General features: G+C 41.9%; 11 protein-coding genes and 2 pseudogenes. 7 read left to right on the top strand and 6 right to left on the bottom strand.

The features are described 5' to 3' along the window. Positions 1 to 191: 191 nt before the first annotated feature. On the top strand, positions 192 to 602 hold the full coding sequence (locus Q4488_RS13500) for an OsmC family protein (RefSeq protein WP_303581004.1): 411 nt from the start codon (positions 192 to 194) through the stop codon (positions 600 to 602). Between the two features lie 409 nt (positions 603 to 1,011). Next, on the top strand, positions 1,012 to 2,364 hold the full coding sequence (gene yegD, locus Q4488_RS13495) for a molecular chaperone (protein ID WP_303581003.1): 1,353 nt from the start codon (positions 1,012 to 1,014) through the stop codon (positions 2,362 to 2,364). A 100-nt stretch (positions 2,365 to 2,464) separates the two neighbouring features. Here yegD and Q4488_RS13490 read toward each other — a convergent pair whose 3' ends face one another. Together Q4488_RS13490 and Q4488_RS13485 are read right to left on the bottom strand one after the other, a co-directional pair. Further along, positions 2,465 to 3,673: an IS256 family transposase gene (locus Q4488_RS13490; RefSeq protein WP_303581002.1), complete on the bottom strand. Its 1,209-nt coding sequence runs from the start codon at positions 3,671 to 3,673 to the stop codon at positions 2,465 to 2,467. Between the two features lie 40 nt (positions 3,674 to 3,713). Further along, positions 3,714 to 4,652, bottom strand: a complete 939-nt coding sequence (locus tag Q4488_RS13485; protein WP_303581001.1) for a LysR substrate-binding domain-containing protein — start codon at positions 4,650 to 4,652, stop codon at positions 3,714 to 3,716. A gap of 104 nt (positions 4,653 to 4,756) precedes the next feature. On the opposite strand from Q4488_RS13485, the gene Q4488_RS13480 reads away from it, so the two are divergent. Then, complete coding sequence (locus Q4488_RS13480) at positions 4,757 to 5,644, top strand: DMT family transporter (RefSeq protein ID WP_303581000.1); 888 nt, start codon at positions 4,757 to 4,759, stop codon at positions 5,642 to 5,644. Positions 5,645 to 6,051: 407 nt separating this feature from the next. Here the strand turns inward: Q4488_RS13480 and Q4488_RS13475 are convergent, their stop codons facing one another. The 4 genes and pseudogenes from Q4488_RS13475 to Q4488_RS13460 form a co-directional block, all read right to left on the bottom strand. Continuing rightward, on the bottom strand, positions 6,052 to 6,747 hold the full coding sequence (locus tag Q4488_RS13475; protein WP_303580999.1) for a S1C family serine protease: 696 nt from the start codon (positions 6,745 to 6,747) through the stop codon (positions 6,052 to 6,054). Between the two features lie 134 nt (positions 6,748 to 6,881). Continuing rightward, positions 6,882 to 7,439, bottom strand: coding sequence for a hypothetical protein (locus Q4488_RS13470; protein WP_303580998.1), 558 nt, complete (start codon positions 7,437 to 7,439; stop codon positions 6,882 to 6,884). A 120-nt stretch (positions 7,440 to 7,559) separates the two neighbouring features. Next, on the bottom strand, positions 7,560 to 13,565 hold the full coding sequence (gene hhe / locus Q4488_RS13465) for a DUF4011 domain-containing anti-phage protein Hhe (protein WP_303580997.1): 6,006 nt from the start codon (positions 13,563 to 13,565) through the stop codon (positions 7,560 to 7,562). 316 nt (positions 13,566 to 13,881) lie between these two features. Next, positions 13,882 to 14,012, bottom strand: a pseudogene (locus Q4488_RS13460) (IS256 family transposase); the annotation flags it as partial. Between the two features lie 58 nt (positions 14,013 to 14,070). Between Q4488_RS13460 and Q4488_RS13455 the strand changes: the two are divergent. From Q4488_RS13455 to Q4488_RS13440, 4 genes and pseudogenes are all read left to right on the top strand, one after another. Next, a pseudogene (locus Q4488_RS13455) lies at positions 14,071 to 14,244 on the top strand (IS256 family transposase); the annotation flags it as partial. A 627-nt stretch (positions 14,245 to 14,871) separates the two neighbouring features. Next, entirely contained in the window at positions 14,872 to 16,308 is a 1,437-nt protein-coding gene (locus tag Q4488_RS13450; protein ID WP_303580996.1) for an NAD-dependent succinate-semialdehyde dehydrogenase, read from the top strand. 204 nt (positions 16,309 to 16,512) lie between these two features. After that, complete coding sequence (locus Q4488_RS13445) at positions 16,513 to 17,532, top strand: TRAP transporter substrate-binding protein (RefSeq protein ID WP_303580995.1); 1,020 nt, start codon at positions 16,513 to 16,515, stop codon at positions 17,530 to 17,532. Positions 17,533 to 17,710: 178 nt separating this feature from the next. Further along, positions 17,711 to 18,217 carry a TRAP transporter small permease gene (locus tag Q4488_RS13440; protein WP_303580994.1) on the top strand — a complete coding sequence of 169 codons (507 nt, stop codon included), beginning with the start codon at positions 17,711 to 17,713 and terminating at the stop codon, positions 18,215 to 18,217. The last annotated feature ends 15 nt before the right edge of the window (positions 18,218 to 18,232 follow it).

Genomic DNA, 18,232 nt, shown 5'->3' with positions numbered 1-18,232 from the left:
CTAATATCCGCCCTTCGGGGCTTACAGAGAAGCAGGATCTCAGCGTTAACATTTTTCGACGTACAACCAGTATGCCTATAACTGTTGCCTTGATCTCCAGCTTCTCTGTCAGCCAGAGGCGTAATTGACTTATTCGCACCTTCCTTAGACTCTCAACATATCAACTCATGGTGTATTTAAGGAAAATAATCATGTCCAAAAAAATGACATTTAAAGTAGTCGCAAATCGCACTGATGCACATGGTAGCACTGTTGCATGCAAGGATGCCTTACTGATAGCGGATACCGACTTGCAAGGCCGAGTTGATGCATTTAACCCCGCAGAGTTATTAATGAGCGCACTCGCCGCCTGCATTATAAAAGGCATTGAACGCGTCACTCCGATTTTGAAGTTTGATCTGCAACAGATTGAAGTCACCATCACCGGCGTCAGGCAGGATGCCCCACCCAAAATGGAGTCTATTTACTATACAATAAAAGTCACAACCACAGAGTCTGATCACCGTTTAGATCTCCTCCATGACAATGTCAAAAAGTTTGGTACGGTCTTTAATACCATCGCACCAGGCACCGATCTAACCGGTATCTTAATCCGTGCGTAATAGAGCATTTCTGCACTGATTAAGATAAATTCTTCGTCCCGTTGACGCTATCTTCTGCACAAATACTGAAGCGATAACCAAAGCAAGAAGGCAACGCCAACGTGCGACACTCCCCCTTATAAAGCGAAGAGATCGCCCTGTTGAAATATGCCTACACCCTCGCCTCACAAGCCTTATGTTAGATGCTGGTGATGAGTCAAGTTTTGAGCCTCCTTGGCTTTATCATCTATGTTCATCGTTACTCGCTGATCGCCTCGAGCGCATCTTGTTTCAACATTAAACACTTGAAGTTATAGGGAAAATATAGATTTTTAGACTATCTCACTCACCGCTATTGTGTGAGTGAATGAACGTATCCAAATAAATTAAAATGAATCTGTAAGTAAAGATACAGTATTAAGGGTGAATAATGGCTATTGGCTTTGATTTTGGAACATCTAACTGTTCAGTTGCGCACGTTGTGAATGGTCATGTTCAAACGATTCCTCTATCAGAGAACGAAACGTTTATTCTATCAGCATTGTGCGCGCCAACGCGTGCAACGGTATCAGAGTATCTCTTTCGTTGCTTAAATATTGCACCGTCGAGTAGTGCCGGTGAAGCCGTTCTCAGCCGTGCAATCTCAGACAACCGCGCCGAGGGTTTGGAGGTTAGATTAGATGATGTACTGTTTGGCAAACAGGCTTTAAATCTATACCTAGAAGACCCAGATTACGTCTACTACGTAAAGTCACCGAAGTCCTTTTTAGGCACGCTACAACTGCGAGAACCCCAACTAGTATTATTTGAAGATATCGTTTGTGCCATGATGGCTAACATCAAAAGCAGAGCAGAAGCGTACTTAGATAGAGAAATCACCGAAACGGTAATAGGTAGACCGGTGATGTTTAATACGCTAGGTGGTGAAAAGTCGAATATTCAGGCTGAAGGCATATTGTATAGCGCTGCTGCTAGGGCTGGATTTAAGCATATTGAGTTTCAATTTGAACCGGTAGCCGCGGGCTTGGATTTTGAGTCCACCCTAACGTCAGAGAAAAATGTACTCGTCGTTGATATTGGCGGGGGTACCTCCGACTGTTCCATGATACGTATGGGCCCGAAGTGGCTAACAAAAAAAGACCGTCCCGAGACGCTTTTAGCACATGCAGGAAAATCGGTGGGCGGTAACAATTTAGATATATCTATCGCGTTTCAGCGATTTATGCCTGAGTTTGGTAAGGATACAAATTATAAGTCCGGTAAAGCGATGCCTACGATGTTTTTTTGGGAGGCTGTTGCAACGAATGATGTCAACGCACAACGCACATTTTATTCGTATGAGAATTTAGAAATATTGAAGCGGCTCCGTGCAGAAGCGATGTATCCAGAAAAGGTACAAAGGCTTATTCAGTTGCAGCAAAAAGCATTAGGTCACATGGTTGTCGGGGAGGCTGAAAAGGCAAAAATAGCACTGTCAGACCAATCTGAGTATATGGCGAGCATCAATTTACTCTCTGAGAAGATTGATATTCCAATAGTCTCTGAGCAGATGGAAAAATCCATTGCTGAGCCAATGCGTCAGATTAAAAATTTAATTAAAGAGATATTGCTACAAGGAGAAGTCACGCCGGATGTGGTGTATATAACAGGCGGTTCATCGCGTTCGCCTATTGTGCGAGAGGCTGTTAAATCAGTGCTTCCCAATACACCGATTGCGAGTGGCAACTATCTAAGCTCTGTGACTGAAGGCTTGGCTCGATGGGCGGATTTATGTTTCAAATGAACGCTATTTTCAAATTTAATTGTGTTTTTACTAGGGAAATGGGATTGACGCCCCCAACCCTAGGTACGACCCTGTAAATAATTCTGTGTAACTGCCAAGTTTAAATGTAATCAGTTAAATGGTCTTCAAATTCAATCATAAATCGATTCAGTGCGGGCTTCCAGTTTCTGATGGGCATCGTCCATTTTTTGGAAGCATCCAGAATCGCCAGATAAATCACCTTTCGTGCGGAGTCATCCGTCGGAAACAGCTTCCTCTTCTTGATCGCCTTACGGATAACGCTGTTGAGAGACTCGATCGCGTTGGTCGTATAGATCGCTTTGCGTATGTCCTGAGGGAAATCGCACAAGGTGTTCAGATTTTCCCAGTGTGCACGCCAAGAGCGGCTAATCTGGGGGTATTTGTCGTCCCAGCGATCAGCGAATTGCTCCAGTGCCAGCAGGGCCTCCTCTTCCGTGACAGATTGATAGATTTGTTTGAGATCGGCGGTAACGGCTTTATAATCTTTCCATGGGACGTACTTAACCGAGTTGCGAACCATATGAACGATACAGAGCTGAACCTGTGTTTTAGGAAAGACCGTATTGATTGCATCGGGAAACCTCTTCAGGCCGCCGACACAGGCGATTAGTATATCTTTGACGCCTCGGTTCTGAAGCTCCGTGAGTACATTCAGCCAGAACTTGGCACCCTCATTTTCAGAAATCCACAGGCCCAGCAATTCCTTATGGCCCTCCAGATTAACCCCCACAGCTAGGTAAATAACCTTGTTGATGACCTGTTTGTCCTGGCGAATTTTAACAACGATACAGTCAAGATAAATAATGGGGTATACCTGATCCAATGGCCGTGACTGCCATTCAATCACCTGTTCACAAACTGCGTTTGTGACCTTTGATATGAGACTGGCAGAGACATCAGCATCGTACATTTCTTTGAAGGTAGCGACGATTTCACGGGTCGTCATGCCTTTGGCGTACAGGCTCAGAATCTTATCGTCCATTGACGTGAAGCGAGTCTGCTGCTTTTTAACTAACTTCGGTTCAAAGCTGCCATCTCGATCCCGTGGAGCATCAATCTCAATCGACCCATCTTCGGTACGTAAGGTTTTGCTGGAATAGCCATTTCGGCTGTTATCAGAGGAACTTTTAACATACCTGTCGTAATCCAGATGTTCATCCAATTCGGCATTAAGGGCCGTTTCAGCGGTGATTTTGGTTAGCATCTGCCGGAAGTCATTAAGATCACTTTCGGTTTTAATGCTTTTAGCTGCTTCGCGTGCGAAGGCTTCAAGTTGTTTTTTATCCATGCTGCCTATCCTTAGCCATTACTGGCTTTAAGGTAGGCAATTACACAATTCTATGTTCAGGGTCGAAAAAACCGGCAAGCTCTGTTAGATATTGTTCGATAAATTCGGTAAATATCAGGCTGCGGAGGGTCTGGCGATCTTTTCTAGGCAGTACTAGGTAGGTATCAATACCCAACTCAATTCCCTTGCTATTCAAGAGAACTAACTGTCCAGACGTAAGGTCAGCAGCCACTTCATAATATTCCGCTAAAGCTACCCCCTGTCCCAATCTCGCTGCCATCAGCGCTTGGTAATTGTCGCTGTAAAAAATATTGCCTTCATGGCCTTTGGTCTGGCCATTAGCAAATTGATTGAACCAGTTCAGCCAACCTCGGGATCGGTCATGTAACAGCGGAAAATTCAAAAGCTCAGCTTCATTTTCAATCTGAGCTCGGTTAAGCATCAGCGTTGGTGAGACAATTGGATAGAATCGGGTGGTTATCAGTTTCCGAGTTTCCATATTAGTTGTATCGTCTGGTAAACCAAAACAGACGCAAATATCATACTCATCGGGCAGCACTGGGGTATTGGGCGGTATCTGAAGTAGCTTCAGCGTCACCTCTGGGTAGATGCGGTTAAAACGGCCCATTACAGTGATCAGCATGTTGTTGGTGATAGAGGGTGTTGAGCACAGGATCAGCTCTCCAGCCATACTCTGACTGTCACTGTCCAGCTGAACAATTCCCTTAGTGATGGTATCTAGACCTTCCGTTACAGCATTTAATAATCGCTTACCTACCGAATTGAGGTATAAGCGTTTATGTTTGCGTTCAAACAGCTGTTGTCCCAGTAATGCCTCTAAACTGCGAACCTGCTGACTGACAGCTCCCTGGGTTACTCCCAATTGTTCTGAAGCTTTACCAAGGTGGCAATGATGGGCGGCTGCTTCAAAAGCTCGCAGAGCATTAAGGGGTAACTGGCGACGACCGATCTTAATCATTTAGAAAATCTATATAAAAAGTGGAGTATTAATAACTTTGTAGCAGAAAAATTACTTGTTAGCATCTTCTACCTGATTTTTATTATCTGAGGTAGATTGAGAATATGATGCAACTTGGCTTGGTTCGTAGTGAAAGCACACGTAAAGGCGTTGTGTTGTGTCTGTTATCAATGATGGTGCTAGCTGCTCAGGATGCCATCACTAAGGTGCTGGTACAGGATATGGCTGTTGTACAATTTGTTATGGTCCGTTATTGGGTCTTTGCTGCTTTCGCTATTCTTTACGTTCATTTTAATGGTGGCATTACCTCCGCCTTGCGCACCCAGCATGGCTGGTTACAGCCATTACGCTCAATTATGGCGGTGGCGGAAATTGCTATTTTTACACTGGCGTTACGTTATTTGGGACTAGCTGAGGCTCACTCACTATTCGCTGCATTTCCTCTTATTGCCATTGCGCTTGCAGGCCCTTTGCTTGGAGAACATGTGGGGTTACGTCGTGGTTTGGCTGTATTAGCCGGTTTTATTGGAACGCTGATTATCCTTCGGCCTGGGATGGGGGTCTTTAAACCTGAGGCATTGATTGTCTTGACTGCTGCGCTGACCTTCGCGTTGTATAACATTGTGACTCGTTTTGTAAGTCATCAGGATGGTTTCAATACTAATATGGTGTATCTGGCGGTTATTGGTTGTATAGCTGCAACCCTATTTGGTATTCCAGCATGGCGGGAACCAACAATGGATGAATGGGTGTTAATGGGGGTGTTATCTGTCACTGGTATCGCCGGTCACGTGCTGTTAATCAAAGCGTTGCACTACGCCCCTGCGTCAGTGCTGCAACCGTTCAATTATAGCTTACTGGTATTTGCAACGATCGTTGGTATTGTGATTTTTGAAGAATTTCCGGATTTTTGGACCATAGCTGGTGCTTCTCTGGTCGTTGCCAGCGGTTTGTATGCCATTGCGATTGACAGACTGCGGCGGAAAAGGTGAGTTTAGGTATCAGCTATTCTAATTGATGCTTTCGAAAGTGGCGCGCGCCTGACGGGTAATCTCCCTCTTTTTAGTCGGTGCTCAAAGTAGAAGTTAAGCGACCATCAACGGTGGTTTACCACCGTTGGTTTTATATGGTCGTTCATGATTGTAAAACTATAACTAGCTTGTTGCATCGTAAGCGATCATCAGCTTTGCAAAGCAACGAATACTGCCGCTTGATAGGTTTCGAGAACCTCTCAAAAAGTTTAACCACATGATTCAGGCTCTGGTACAAAACCGACATAGATGAATCTTGTCAAAACCGCAATACTTTGTTTCATTCATGAACATTCTAAACGTTTTGAATAGATCTTATTTCGTCAAAAGAGCACCACGATGTAAGTATCCAACAGTTCTAACCAAACTTATTTATTCCGAATCAAGCTCTCAACGCTATCCATTGGAATGGCAAAATTCAGATTCCCTCCACCTTCCTTACCTTTAGTAGTTATACCGATCAAAGCTCCTGTGTCACTAAACAGAGCGCCACCTGAAGAACCGTGTGTCATATCTACAGTTGTTTGGATAAACCAACTCGTATCGACTTTCCTTTTACCCGAGACAATTCCTTCGGATAAAGTATTCTCAAGCCCTTCAGGGGAACCTATTGCATAGACCTTTTGACCAACTTTGACCTTATTAACTCGTATGAATTTTTTTATATAGGGATATTCCTTAGGGCTGCGAAGAATAGCCAAGTCTTTCTCTTTGCTCTGCCGAATAACGTCCCATTCAATGATATCCTCAGGATCTCGTTGATCTCTGGTGGCAATAAAATTATGGCCGTCAATTACATGGTAATTAGTTACCATATAATTTGGCGTAATCATCACCCCGGATCCTGATGATGCTTTTTTAGCTTCACCAGCTTGGTCAAAGGTCACAGCATATACCATATGGACAGTAGGGCTGTTTTGCTCAAACAACTCAACAGCAGATAAAACTCTTGGTAAACCTTCTTTCTTTATCAGTGGTTCGGGCTTAGCCTGGCTAACTTCGGGCTTTTCTTCTGCCTTCAGTCTTGTTGCTACCGGCTGCATGCGTTCTCGCTCAGCAGACATAATTGGCGAGTCATCATTTCTGCTAGACGATTTTTGAACACCAACAACATTCTCACTATCAGCTGCTACTGTAACTCTTTCAGCGTCCTTATTTGGGGAGGCCGGTTTAACTTTGACAGAAACTACCTGATTTTCTAGGTTAGTTTCACTGTCTCCTGCACGAAGTTTTGTGCTTGTATTTTGAGGTTTACTTGCACTTGCCCGATGCGCTGTCTGTGACTCTTTTTTGCTACAACAGAAACCTTTAAACTATCTGAAACCTCCGCAGAAACGTGGTCCTCAGCGATTTCTGATGCTCCTGATTCAGGGGCCATTTGTTTCTTGGGTAGAGATAACTGTATACCAAATTTATCCATTTGATATTGAATAAAGCTTGGTATAACAGTTATCTTAGTAACTGTAGAGTCTGTTTCCATAAACTCTCTTTTCAGGTGATAAGAACCTAGGGCACCGATAAAATAATAGTCATCATCCGTGACTTCATATAAATATGTGGGGCTATACCCTAATGCAATTAAACTCATCGCAGAGTTATCAAAGTTTACGATCTGATTTAGTCGTTTTTGTCCCCAATCACTCTCCAAGCTTACCAGCTTTCCTTCATAGTCAGGTGAGCTATACCCGTATTCGTATGCTGCACACCCAGCAAGTGTTACGAGGATTAATAACAAAGAAAGGAGCTTTCTTAACATTTCATCTATCCCTGAAACCATAAGCCAGTCATTTCAGTACATACTCATCTGAGGTTCACTGCAAGGTTGAAATGCTTAATTTGAGTAAAAATTTGATCCTCTTCGCTAAAGAATGTGTGATCATAACTTCTTGTGCTCTGATATTATTCTTAAGACTTCGGGTAAATATTGGCCTTCTTTACTATCTGTGTCTGCCCTTAAATAAGGCGCTATTACTTCTTGAAACTCTAAAATGTCACAAGGCCTTTCATGAAGAAGCGCCTCAACCATTGCTGGCCTAAGCAGCCTTTTGTTTGCTTGTGTATCGGGTAGACCTATTCTAATGACCTTCTCATCATACTCTCGGAGTTGTTCGACAAGAGATCTTTTAGCTATTTCAATCGTATCTACAGCCTCTTCTTCATGATCTTGCTCGAGTATAATTTCATTTATATTCAAGCTTTCATCCACAGACTCACAACTAGCTAGAGTCTTCAACTTATCGAGTTCAGCGACTAAGGGTTGAATTTGACCTTCAGGATTTTTAAACCAATCTGTTGACCATATCCGCCTTATTTTCCAACCAAGACGCTCTAATACTGACTGCCTCAACCGATCTCTATCCCTTGCTGATTTAGCTGAGTGATATGTAGCGCCATCACATTCAACGCCCATTAGATATCGCCCTGACTTGCCTGGATCTATAACAGCCAAGTCGATAAAGAAACCTGCAACACCAACCTGGGGCTCACATTGATACCCATAACGAGAGAGGGCTTCAGCAACAGAGATTTCAAAATCACTATCGGCCGCTTTACCTGTATGCACTGGTTGATGAATTTGTCCTGATTTAGCAAAGCCAAGGAAGTTTTTAAACGCGATAATACCTCGACTGGAGGTGTTACTTACCTTGATATCATCAGCTTCCATTGATGAGAAAATATGCATTCTCTTCTTAGAACGCGTAAACAAGACATTTAGTCTTCTCCAACCTACATCACTATTAATAGGGCCAAATCGCTGCATAACCTCACCACCTTGTGCGTCATGAGGCCCATAAGTACACGAAATAAAGATCACATCCCGCTCATCACCCTGAACATTCTCGAGATTTTTGATGAATAGCGGCTCATTCTTACTTTGATTCTCTTCCAATGCCGATTGAAGAGTCTTGTTCCCCCTAACTAGCTCTTCAACAGCACGGTCAATTTGTTCGCTTTGCGTAGAATTCATCGCAACCACACCTAATGACTCATTAGGTGTTTTAATCAAATGCTCAGCAACACTATTTGCAATAGCTCTAGCCTCTTCAATGTTTCTTCTGTTTATAAATCGACCTTTACTAACTTTGTGAAACTTAACACCAAACTCAGGTGAATCTTGGTTCGGCGATGGGAAGACCACCAGATTACTGTCATAAAAAGAATAATTCGAAAACGCTATAAGTTGCTCATGCTGTGAACGATAGTGCCATCTCAGCCTTCTCATAGGAAATAGTGGCGCTGCAGCCCCTAGGACACTTTCAGACTGCTGAATCCCAGTCACTTCATCATCATCTTCTTCGTCACCATGCTTATCAAAAAAGCTTGTAGGCGGTAACTGTTTTGGGTCACCAACAACAACTAATTGCTTACCTCTTGCTATAGCCCCCAAGGCATCCTGAGGTTTAACCTGAGAGGCCTCATCTATTACTACAAGATCAAAGGTAATTTCACCTGGAGGTAAATATTGTGCTACTGACTTTGGTCCCATCATAAAACAAGGCTTATTAGCAATCAGTGCTTGGCCGGCCTGTTTAATCAGTTTCCTTATAGGTATATGTCGAGTCTTTTTACCACATTCGTGCTTCAGTAATGAAAGCTCTGTGTAATTTGATACTTTACCTCCCGACTTACCAGCAGGCACTTTCTTCCTAGAAGACAAGAAAGCTATTCTCTCTCTTTGTAACCCTTTCAACCGTTCATCATATTCACAGAACTGCCGTTGGATAGCACTTTGTTTTTGGCCTGAGAAATGAGACAGGTCTGAATGCTCTTTCAAAATTTCTCTTGCTAATAGGTCATATGTACCTAAATAGAAATAACCTTCGATTTCTTCTATAGGAATTAAAGCAGTCTCAATATTCTCAATTAAAGAGGAATAACCAGATTGATTTAATTGCACTTTGCAACGAATGAAATCGACCCAGGTTGCCAACCACGGAGCCTTCGTAACAGCCATAGAGTTACGTTCAGCAAGGCTTTTCACAGTTCCATCAGTGTTCTTCTCCCAGGAGGAGAGATCTAAATCTGTCAGTTTTAAGAATGATTCGTAAGCAATATTTACATCTGCTAAATACTTTTGAAATCTCTGAGAAATGCTTCTAAGTTCATCAACCGTTGATATCTCTGGTTTATGATATAAGGCCGCCTGATAATGCTCTGAGCATCCGTTTTCTCGAAAATACTTAGCTAACGCAACAGTATTCTTAGCAGCCTTATATGGAGCCTCCCACAAGGCAACCCTACCTATTTGTAGCTTTAATCGACCATCCAGCACTCTTTCGTCAATATCAAAAGAATCCCATTTAGCCTTCATCTCGAATAAATTTTGCAAAGCTTCCACAACTTTCACAAAATTATCAAAAGCCATATCTTTCTTGGTAAGTGCATTTTGACATGGGGCAAGCAAAATTTTGAGTTTGACTGAAAGCTTTTTCAATGAAGGCTCAGACTCAAGCTCTCCAAGCAAGTGAAGTTTGTCTCTAAAGAGAGCAGCATCAGGAATTGTCTCAGCAGTCTTATCAATATCTTTAAAGGTTGCATCTATTTTATCCTGAATTCCATTCTCTGCCATAGAATGAATTCCTTTAGCAATATCCGCAGAAATATTGATCAGGACAGACCCGAGACTCGCTTTTGATCCGAACCCAACCCCATAATAACTACGAATATTTGAATACCACTCTCTCAATGTACATAGATTATCAACCTTTGTTTCCAGTCCTTGGAAATGATCCCCTAGTAAGCGCTTGTAATCTTTATTTGAATTCAGAAGCTCGACAGACTCAGCATAAGAAATAAGCTCTGGCAATCTCGTAACTAGAGAAGGAAAACTTATATTCGAATCAACAGCACCTGACAGTAAGTTCTTCCGCGCTGTACGCCAATCAGATTTCAACCATTTAAAGAATTTACCCTTTTCGATAGTACTATGTAGATCTTTCAATTCTTGAACAGGTGGCAAAGATGTAAGGCTATAAGTCTTAGCAAGCTCACCTTTTTGTTGTGTCAATCGATCAACTTCTTCTTTCAGAATAGGAAGTTCGATGTCTAACTCATCATCATCAAAACACTCATTACGATACTTCAATAAAGCAGGAGGTAACTTGACTACATGAACGATAAACGCAGCAAATTCATTAAGTCCATCTTGGGTGATAGTCACATAAGACGAAAATTCTTTTCCAAGTCTAGAGCTAAGTTCATCTATCGTATTCTTGAGTTCATCGAGGCTATTTATCAACCTATCAATACGGTGCGTACTTTTCGCTATATCTTCTAGATTCGCTTTTTTGGAAACACCAACTAATTCAAGCGATTTCTGAGCATTTCTAAGCTCACTGATCAAAGAAAGATCATCAAGCCATTGATCCGATACATAGTTACTGAGTGACACATAATGCTTTTGAATCTTTTCAGTCAGATCTAGTAGCTCTTGAACTTCTATAATAACCTTATCATTTAACAACTCTAGGCACCCAAGATGAGCACTGCTATAGAAGCTAGGTATATTAGATTCAGTGTCTATAAATGACTTAGCGTCTTCGAATGTTAAAAACGAAAGGTCGATTCCAAGCTCAGCAACTACAGTTTCAAAATATTTGTCTAATGCCTTTAAAATTTTTGTCCACTCATCCAGAGTTGAAGTAACTTCTGGAGAATCAAAGACCTGCAGTTCTGTATTCTGTACACCATGCCAAGGGTGAGAATCTATCCTTCCATGAGTACCAAGCTGTTCACTAACCTGATTAAAAACATCTTTATACAAACGAATATTATCAAGTACTTCCCTATGAAATACTCGGGTACAGCTTAAACCATCAACCCCTGTTGGGTGGACCTTCGTCGGTGCTGCATCCAGCCGTTCTCTATAAAGCGCAGCTCCATTAAGGATTTGATGAATAGTTCTGCCTGTATCCTTCCAGTTACTATTGATCAACTGAACATAGCTATTCAATTTATCTTTAAGGTCTTCGTAACGTGCTATCTCTGTATCTATTTCAGATGGCGCTTTGAACTTAGATTGCTTTGCCAAACGGCGGCTAATATTATCTAACAGTTTTCTCTTTTGCGTTTTATGACTATGAAGCTCTAAGCAAAAGTCACCTAGTTGCGCTTGATCCAAACGCCTTTTCACCACCTCTAATGCTGCTAATTTCTCAGCAACAAATAACACCGTTTTACCTTGAGAAATCGCAGCTGCAATGATGTTGGTAATCGTCTGAGATTTACCGGTTCCTGGAGGCCCTTCGATAACAAGGTTTTTACCTTTGATCGCATCAACGACGGCACTATGTTGCGAACTATCAGCATCATCTATGAGTGGATAGTGCTCATGTACATTCTCGAGCCTATCAATTAGATACTCATCAGAAAAAGAACCAGCAGCAGCTGCACCATCATTTTCATCGACATTAGAACTAGTCGCAAAGAAACGAGATACGATATTGTGATTGGTAATATTCTGAGGGCCTTCAGGCCACTTATTCGGGTCTAAATCGAGATACATCAGAAGGTTACCAAACTCCAACAAGGCCAAAGAGCATTGTCTCTTCACCCGCCAACGAGGCTGATTTTTTCTAATTATTTCATTTAGTTCGGTGAAGTAGCCTTCAGGAGAATTAATTTCTTCAAAGTCAGGTAACCCCAAACCAAAATCAATCCTTAACTTTTCCTGCAAGGACAAATTGGGAACAATATCCTCTCCTGTATATGTGATTGTATATACGTATCGCATAGTTGCTTGATCTAGTCGCCCTTTCTCTATCGATACAGGAATGAGATAAAGTGGAGCTGATCTAGATTGATCCGAGTCTGCACTCTCAAACCACTCTAAGAAGCCAAAAGAGAGATATAGATAATTAGATCCAGTTTCTTCAATCGCAGTAACCGACTTAGAGCGAAGTGTTCTTAAACGAGCTTCTAACTCAAAGGGATATAGCAGAGTTTGGATAGCAGTATCGTTATGCTTGGATTCTTTACTCTCTTCTAAGTCAGGAAGTTCGTAATTTGTATTGAAACCGAGATATTTAGCCCACTCCATAGCGGTAGGATTTGGCTTAATTAGCTTTTCTTCACCCGTTTCTTCATCAACCTCAATATAACCAGCAAATATCAACTCCTCTTTCAAGGGCTCAGGCACAGGTTCAAAATTCAACCGTCGATCAGAAATCAAAAATTCATGAAGCTGATCAGGTAATTCATCGATGACTCGAATCTCACCAGCTTTACTGTATCTAAAGTTCAAAAGCCGATTCTTACCAGTTAGATCAAGCAACCTCTTACGTAAACTTTCAAGTGATTCATAAGAAAAGTCATTTGCCTTCTCAACCTTATCGGCACTCTTGCCTTCCTGAATATCATCAGCTTCAGTCTCCCTTGCTGTTACTGCATCTCTCATAGGTTCTTTACTCTCGAAACTTTGACCTTTTGAATTGAGACTATCCTGTATTTCAGTAGCCAACGCTTTTGCCTTCTTTGAAGTCCGATGCGATAACTCATCAAGCACTTTTTCTAAACTCAATTTATCTGCCGAACTATCTTTATATAGAGACTCAAGCTGATCCGTAGTCAAACTCAATAAAGGCTGATAAAAAGCAGGATTAGAGGTAGAGAGGCCTTGTTGCACATGAATCTTGAAGTCTTTTGCTTGTGACTTTTTTACAGCCATGTATCGTTTGAAAGAGTATGGATGAGTCCATGTTTCGATGAACCCTTCTTTCTCGACAGTCAGACGCGAGTACCGACCTTTCTTCGTATAAGCTAAAAAACCAGCTTTAATGAGGTCATCTTCTTGAATACCGGCCAGCTCACACCAGGTGTCAAGAGAAATTAGATCATTGGAATCTAGCCAAGATTGAAGTTCCTGATCTTGATATTCTGACACTCGCTATTCCTTTAATTGGTATCCACAGAAACAGCGGTATTGGTTCTGAAGCGTCCACAGCCTCTGATTTTGCCTGAAAGTGTACTATAAGAGCACTGCTCAGTTGAACTGTTAGAAATTAATATTCATCATTTTGAGCAAAAAGTGAAACGCTATCTGCTTGTAACCTCAATTCAACTACTCATAGTTTCTCTTAACCTACAGCTCAAAGCTGCCATCCCGATCCCGTGGAGCATCAATAAGCGGCCCATCTTCGATGCAGAAGATATTTCTAGAGAAGCCATTACAGCTGTTATCAATAAGGGTAGCAGATATCATTCAGCTCGGTCCTGAGAGCCGCTTCGGTAATCTGTTTGATGGAGGGGTTAAGAACCCATCTTTGCCTGTCAGATTTTGCCCTGACTGAAGAGATTTAATGGCTTGTTCTAGATTGAAGTCTTTGGTCATGTGTCATTCCTGTTTTATACACATTACGGAAATGACACAGATTTCTAAACACTACCCGCGTAACTGCGGCTCTCGCGACACGACGTTGGCAATGGTATACAAGCTGCGGGAATCAGCTCAGTCACGATGGAAGAGGATCAAAGGATTTAACTTACTGACTCTGGTAGTCAATAACGTTGAGCTCAAGGATGGAGAACAAGTAAGGGATCAGTCAGATAGGAGTGCCGCCTGATTCCATACACCAGATTTGACAATAACTCCTACCTAGTCAGTATTGTTCGTAATCGTCGCTTAAAAACCTTACTCGAATCCAGATGAGACTCTTATTAAAGCCGGCGAAAGGCAATACTGTACACCAGCCAACATTGTTATTATTTAAGCCTTAGCCAAGGTTTTAATCAGCAGCACTCGACTTCGCTCCTAAAATGGAATATCTAATAAAACTTTAACTTAACCCGACCATTAGAAGCCGTAGCCCCACGCTACTTTCATTTTTTGTAGCACTAACCTTTTTAGAGGGGTACTGCTACCTATTGAGCACAGCCAAGATAAGACCAATGGCTGAAAGCCTGCTCAATTTCAGTGCTTAATGACACTTTACCCCGCACATTTCATAAGATTTTCTTATTATATTGTTAAATAAATACAGACCTAATTTAGCGAATCTAATGTAAATTACATTGTGTATTCAGGGCTTAGCGTTATAACACTCAGCCCCGTTTGTATTCCTGAGGAAAATTTTTATTATTCTCGTTCAAAAATGGCGTTAGTTATGTACTCATCAATACGGTATTTGAGCTGAGAATTTAAACACTCTGATCCTTAAGCAACATTAAATAATAAAAATAGGAATAGTCTAATGCCAACATATGAAAGTCTTCTCTATATCAATGCGGAATGGTGCTCAGCAGCTGATCGCGGCACCAAAGACGTCGTCAATCCGGCGACTGAAGAGGTCGTAGGAAGCGTTGCTCAAGCAACAGGAGAAGATATTCAGCGTGCTATCCAGGCCGCCAAAATCGGCTTTGACCATTGGCGCAAGGTATCCCCTCAAGCACGAAAAACTATCTTGAAAAAGATTGCCGCGCTGATTACGGAGCGACGCGAATCTTTAGCCCTTATGATGACACTAGAGCAAGGAAAGCCTTTAGAAGAAGCCCGCCTAGAGATTGATAGAACAGTCGATGTGTTCGAGTGGTGTGCTGAAGAAGCCTCCCGTACCTATGGTCGCCTGTTACCGCAACGCAAACCGGGTAGCCGGGAAATGATCATTCGTGAACCCATTGGTCCTGTTGCAGGATTCTCACCGTGGAATTTCCCCGCGGCGATGACCGCTCGAAAAATAGCCGCCGCACTCGGTGCCGGCTGCTCGATGATCATAAAACCTTCCGAAGAAGCACCCGCCATCTGTGTAGGCTTAGTACAAGCGTGTCATGATGCGGGTGTACCTCCCGGCGTGCTCAACCTTCTCTTTGGCCCCTCTAATGAGATTTCAACCGCGCTGATAGAGTCTCCTGTCATCAAAAAGATATCACTAACCGGCTCGGTGCCGGTCGGTAGAAAATTAAGTAGCTTAGCGGGCCAGCATTTAAAGCCAGTCACTATGGAGCTTGGCGGTCATGCACCTGTCATTATTTTTGACGATGCTGATATTGAAAAAGCGGCCGCCATGACCGCCGCGTTTAAGTTCCGTAATGCCGGTCAGGTTTGTCTTGGTGTCAGCCGTATTTTTGTGCAAAAAAAAATCTACAGTCAATTTCTCGCTTGTTTCTTAGGACATGTAAGCCGTCTCACTGTCGGGAATGGTCTAGAGCCCGATGTAACAATGGGACCCATGGTCAATCAACGTCGAGTCGATGCTATGAATGACATCGTGGCTGATGCTCAGGCACGTGGTGCAAATATTCGCTACGGAGGTAAGCGCTGGGGAGATAAGGGCTATTTTTGGCAGCCGACGGTCATTACTGATATAACCGATGATGCACTGTTGATGACAGACGAGCCGTTTGGCCCCGTTGTACCCGTCGTCTGCTTCGATGACTTTGATGAAGTAATCGAACGTGCTAACCAATTACCACTTGGTCTTGCTGGCTATGCTTTTACACGTTCGCTAGCACGGGCCACCGCCACCGAGGATGGTTTAGACGTTGGCTGGATCGGCATTAATAACTTCTCACCTGCCCTCGCCGAAGCCCCATTTGGCGGCATGAAAGATAGCGGCATTGGCTATGAAGGCGGCCCCGAAGGCTTCGCCGCGTACACTCAAATTAAATTTATTAGCCAAGATAGTTTGTAACTCGAGGTAATCATTCTATTGGAGATAAGCCATCACATAGCGGTTATCGATATAATTTCTGCTTACAGCCGACTTAAATAATTTGTATGTGATACCTAAAAAATTCAACTGTAAAATTAGAGTAACTCATTGAAAGAACACTTAAACAATCAAAAAATACCCAAAAATAATAATTAATTTTCAAAAAACAAAGGTGTTATTGTAATGAAAAGAATAAAACTAATAATTGCAACATTGTCGACGCTAATAGCCGTTGTCTCTAGTGGACAAGCCATGGCGATGGCTACGACTAACATTCCTTACATCAAAAAAACAATCAAAACACTAAAGCTAGCCCATGGTTTACCTGCGGGCTCATCTTATGATCAGGGGGCCCAGCGTTTTTCTAATTTAGTGGAAATTTATACCCGTGGCGAAGTTAAGGTAAAGGTTTATCCAGGTGGGCAGCTTGGTAAAGAGGCAGACCTAGCAAAAGATATTCAATTAGGTACTCTAGACCTTGGCCTTGTTGCCATCAATAATGCATCCAAATGGTATAAACCAATGGATATCTTCATCATGCCTTTTATCTTTCGTGATAGAGAACATGCGAATGCAGTTATCGATGGTCCTGTAGGAAAAGAAATTTTCACTAACTATAAAAATGCGAGCGGCATGAATGTTGTTTCTGTTTTTGAATGGGGTGACAGAGCCATCATGAATAAAACTAGAGCCATCAATCGACCTGACGATTTAAAAGGAATTAAAATTCGAGTACCTAAAAATAAAGTCATGATAGATACTTATAATGCGCTTGGTGCAAATGCAACAGCCATTGACTGGGGCGAGCTTTATAGTGCATTACAACAAGGTGTTGCTGATGGTCTTGAAGGCCCACCTCAGGGCATGATCGATATGAAGTTTAATGACTTCTTAGATTATTACTCTTACATCAATATCTACTACGGTACAGCAGTGATATTGATGAATGATAGAGTCTTGAATAAATTCTCTCCAGAAAATCAAGCCGCAATCGTTCGTGCTGGCCAAGAAGCAGGCATTTATCAACGCTGGCTATCGACGGTTTCTCATACCGATGGTTTATCTAAAATGGAAGAACTCGGTGTCAATGTTAATATTGTTGATGACCGCCAAGCATTTGTCGATAAAGTTCAACCGGTTTGGGATAAGTACCGAGACATCATCGGTGATGAATGGTTCGAGAAGGTAACTCAAGCCAAATAACATTAGTCCGCTCATTCATTCTATGATTGAGCGGCTATTTATAATCCTAATTAAACACTAAACATCCTTCTATATATTTCAATAAAAATATATTTCGACATAAAGCACTATGAAATAAGCTCATAAAATATAGTCGTAATCATATCAAATAATTATATAGACTTGTTTGAGGTTAAAAATGAAATTTATATTTTTCATCAACCGTTGGCTTGAGAAAATAATACTTGTTTTATTATGTTCAACAATGGTCATTTGTCTAACCTACTCTTCATTTGTTAGATATTTCGTTGAAAACCATTTTTTCACAAATCTTACCCATAAGGCAGAAGAACTAGCTGTATTTTGCTTCATCTGGATGCTTTACTGGGGTGCTGTGCTAGCGACAAAAGAAAAAGCACACTTTAGAATTGATGCACACCTTAGCTTACTACCTGAAAAGTTTCAGCGCTGGAAATATTTACCCGGTGATATCTGCTGGGTCATCTTTAATATTTTTGTTCTATGGCAAGGTATTGCATTAGTTGAATCTTCAATCGAGATGCCCGAATACAGTCTGTCGCTTGAGATTCCGATGGAGGTTATCTACTCAATTATACCTGTGACTTTCTTCATGATGACATTCCGACTCATTCAAAGTTATTGTTCTACTGATGATGAAAAAAATATAAACGAATATCACGCATAACATTAACTGTTTAGC

It is taken from the genome of Amphritea sp. 1_MG-2023, from assembly GCF_030547545.1.
In the GTDB taxonomy this organism is placed as follows: Bacteria; Pseudomonadota; Gammaproteobacteria; order Pseudomonadales; family Balneatricaceae; genus Amphritea.
Note: the sequence above shows the minus strand (reverse complement) of the source record. Positions and strands in the feature narration are given on the sequence as shown.

Bases quoted from the DNA above. Each gene is read 5' to 3' on its own strand.
- Q4488_RS13500 (WP_303581004.1), top strand. From the start codon at position 192: ATGTCCAAAAAAATGACATTTAAAGTAGTCGCAAATCGCACTGATGCA.
- yegD (WP_303581003.1), top strand. From the start codon at position 1,012: ATGGCTATTGGCTTTGATTTTGGAACATCTAACTGTTCAGTTGCGCAC.
- Q4488_RS13490 (WP_303581002.1), bottom strand. From the start codon at position 3,673: ATGGATAAAAAACAACTTGAAGCCTTCGCACGCGAAGCAGCTAAAAGC.
- Q4488_RS13485 (WP_303581001.1), bottom strand. From the start codon at position 4,652: ATGATTAAGATCGGTCGTCGCCAGTTACCCCTTAATGCTCTGCGAGCT.
- Q4488_RS13480 (WP_303581000.1), top strand. From the start codon at position 4,757: ATGATGCAACTTGGCTTGGTTCGTAGTGAAAGCACACGTAAAGGCGTT.
- Q4488_RS13475 (WP_303580999.1), bottom strand. From the start codon at position 6,747: ATGTCTGCTGAGCGAGAACGCATGCAGCCGGTAGCAACAAGACTGAAG.
- Q4488_RS13470 (WP_303580998.1), bottom strand. From the start codon at position 7,439: ATGTTAAGAAAGCTCCTTTCTTTGTTATTAATCCTCGTAACACTTGCT.
- Q4488_RS13450 (WP_303580996.1), top strand. From the start codon at position 14,872: ATGCCAACATATGAAAGTCTTCTCTATATCAATGCGGAATGGTGCTCA.
- Q4488_RS13445 (WP_303580995.1), top strand. From the start codon at position 16,513: ATGAAAAGAATAAAACTAATAATTGCAACATTGTCGACGCTAATAGCC.
- Q4488_RS13440 (WP_303580994.1), top strand. From the start codon at position 17,711: ATGAAATTTATATTTTTCATCAACCGTTGGCTTGAGAAAATAATACTT.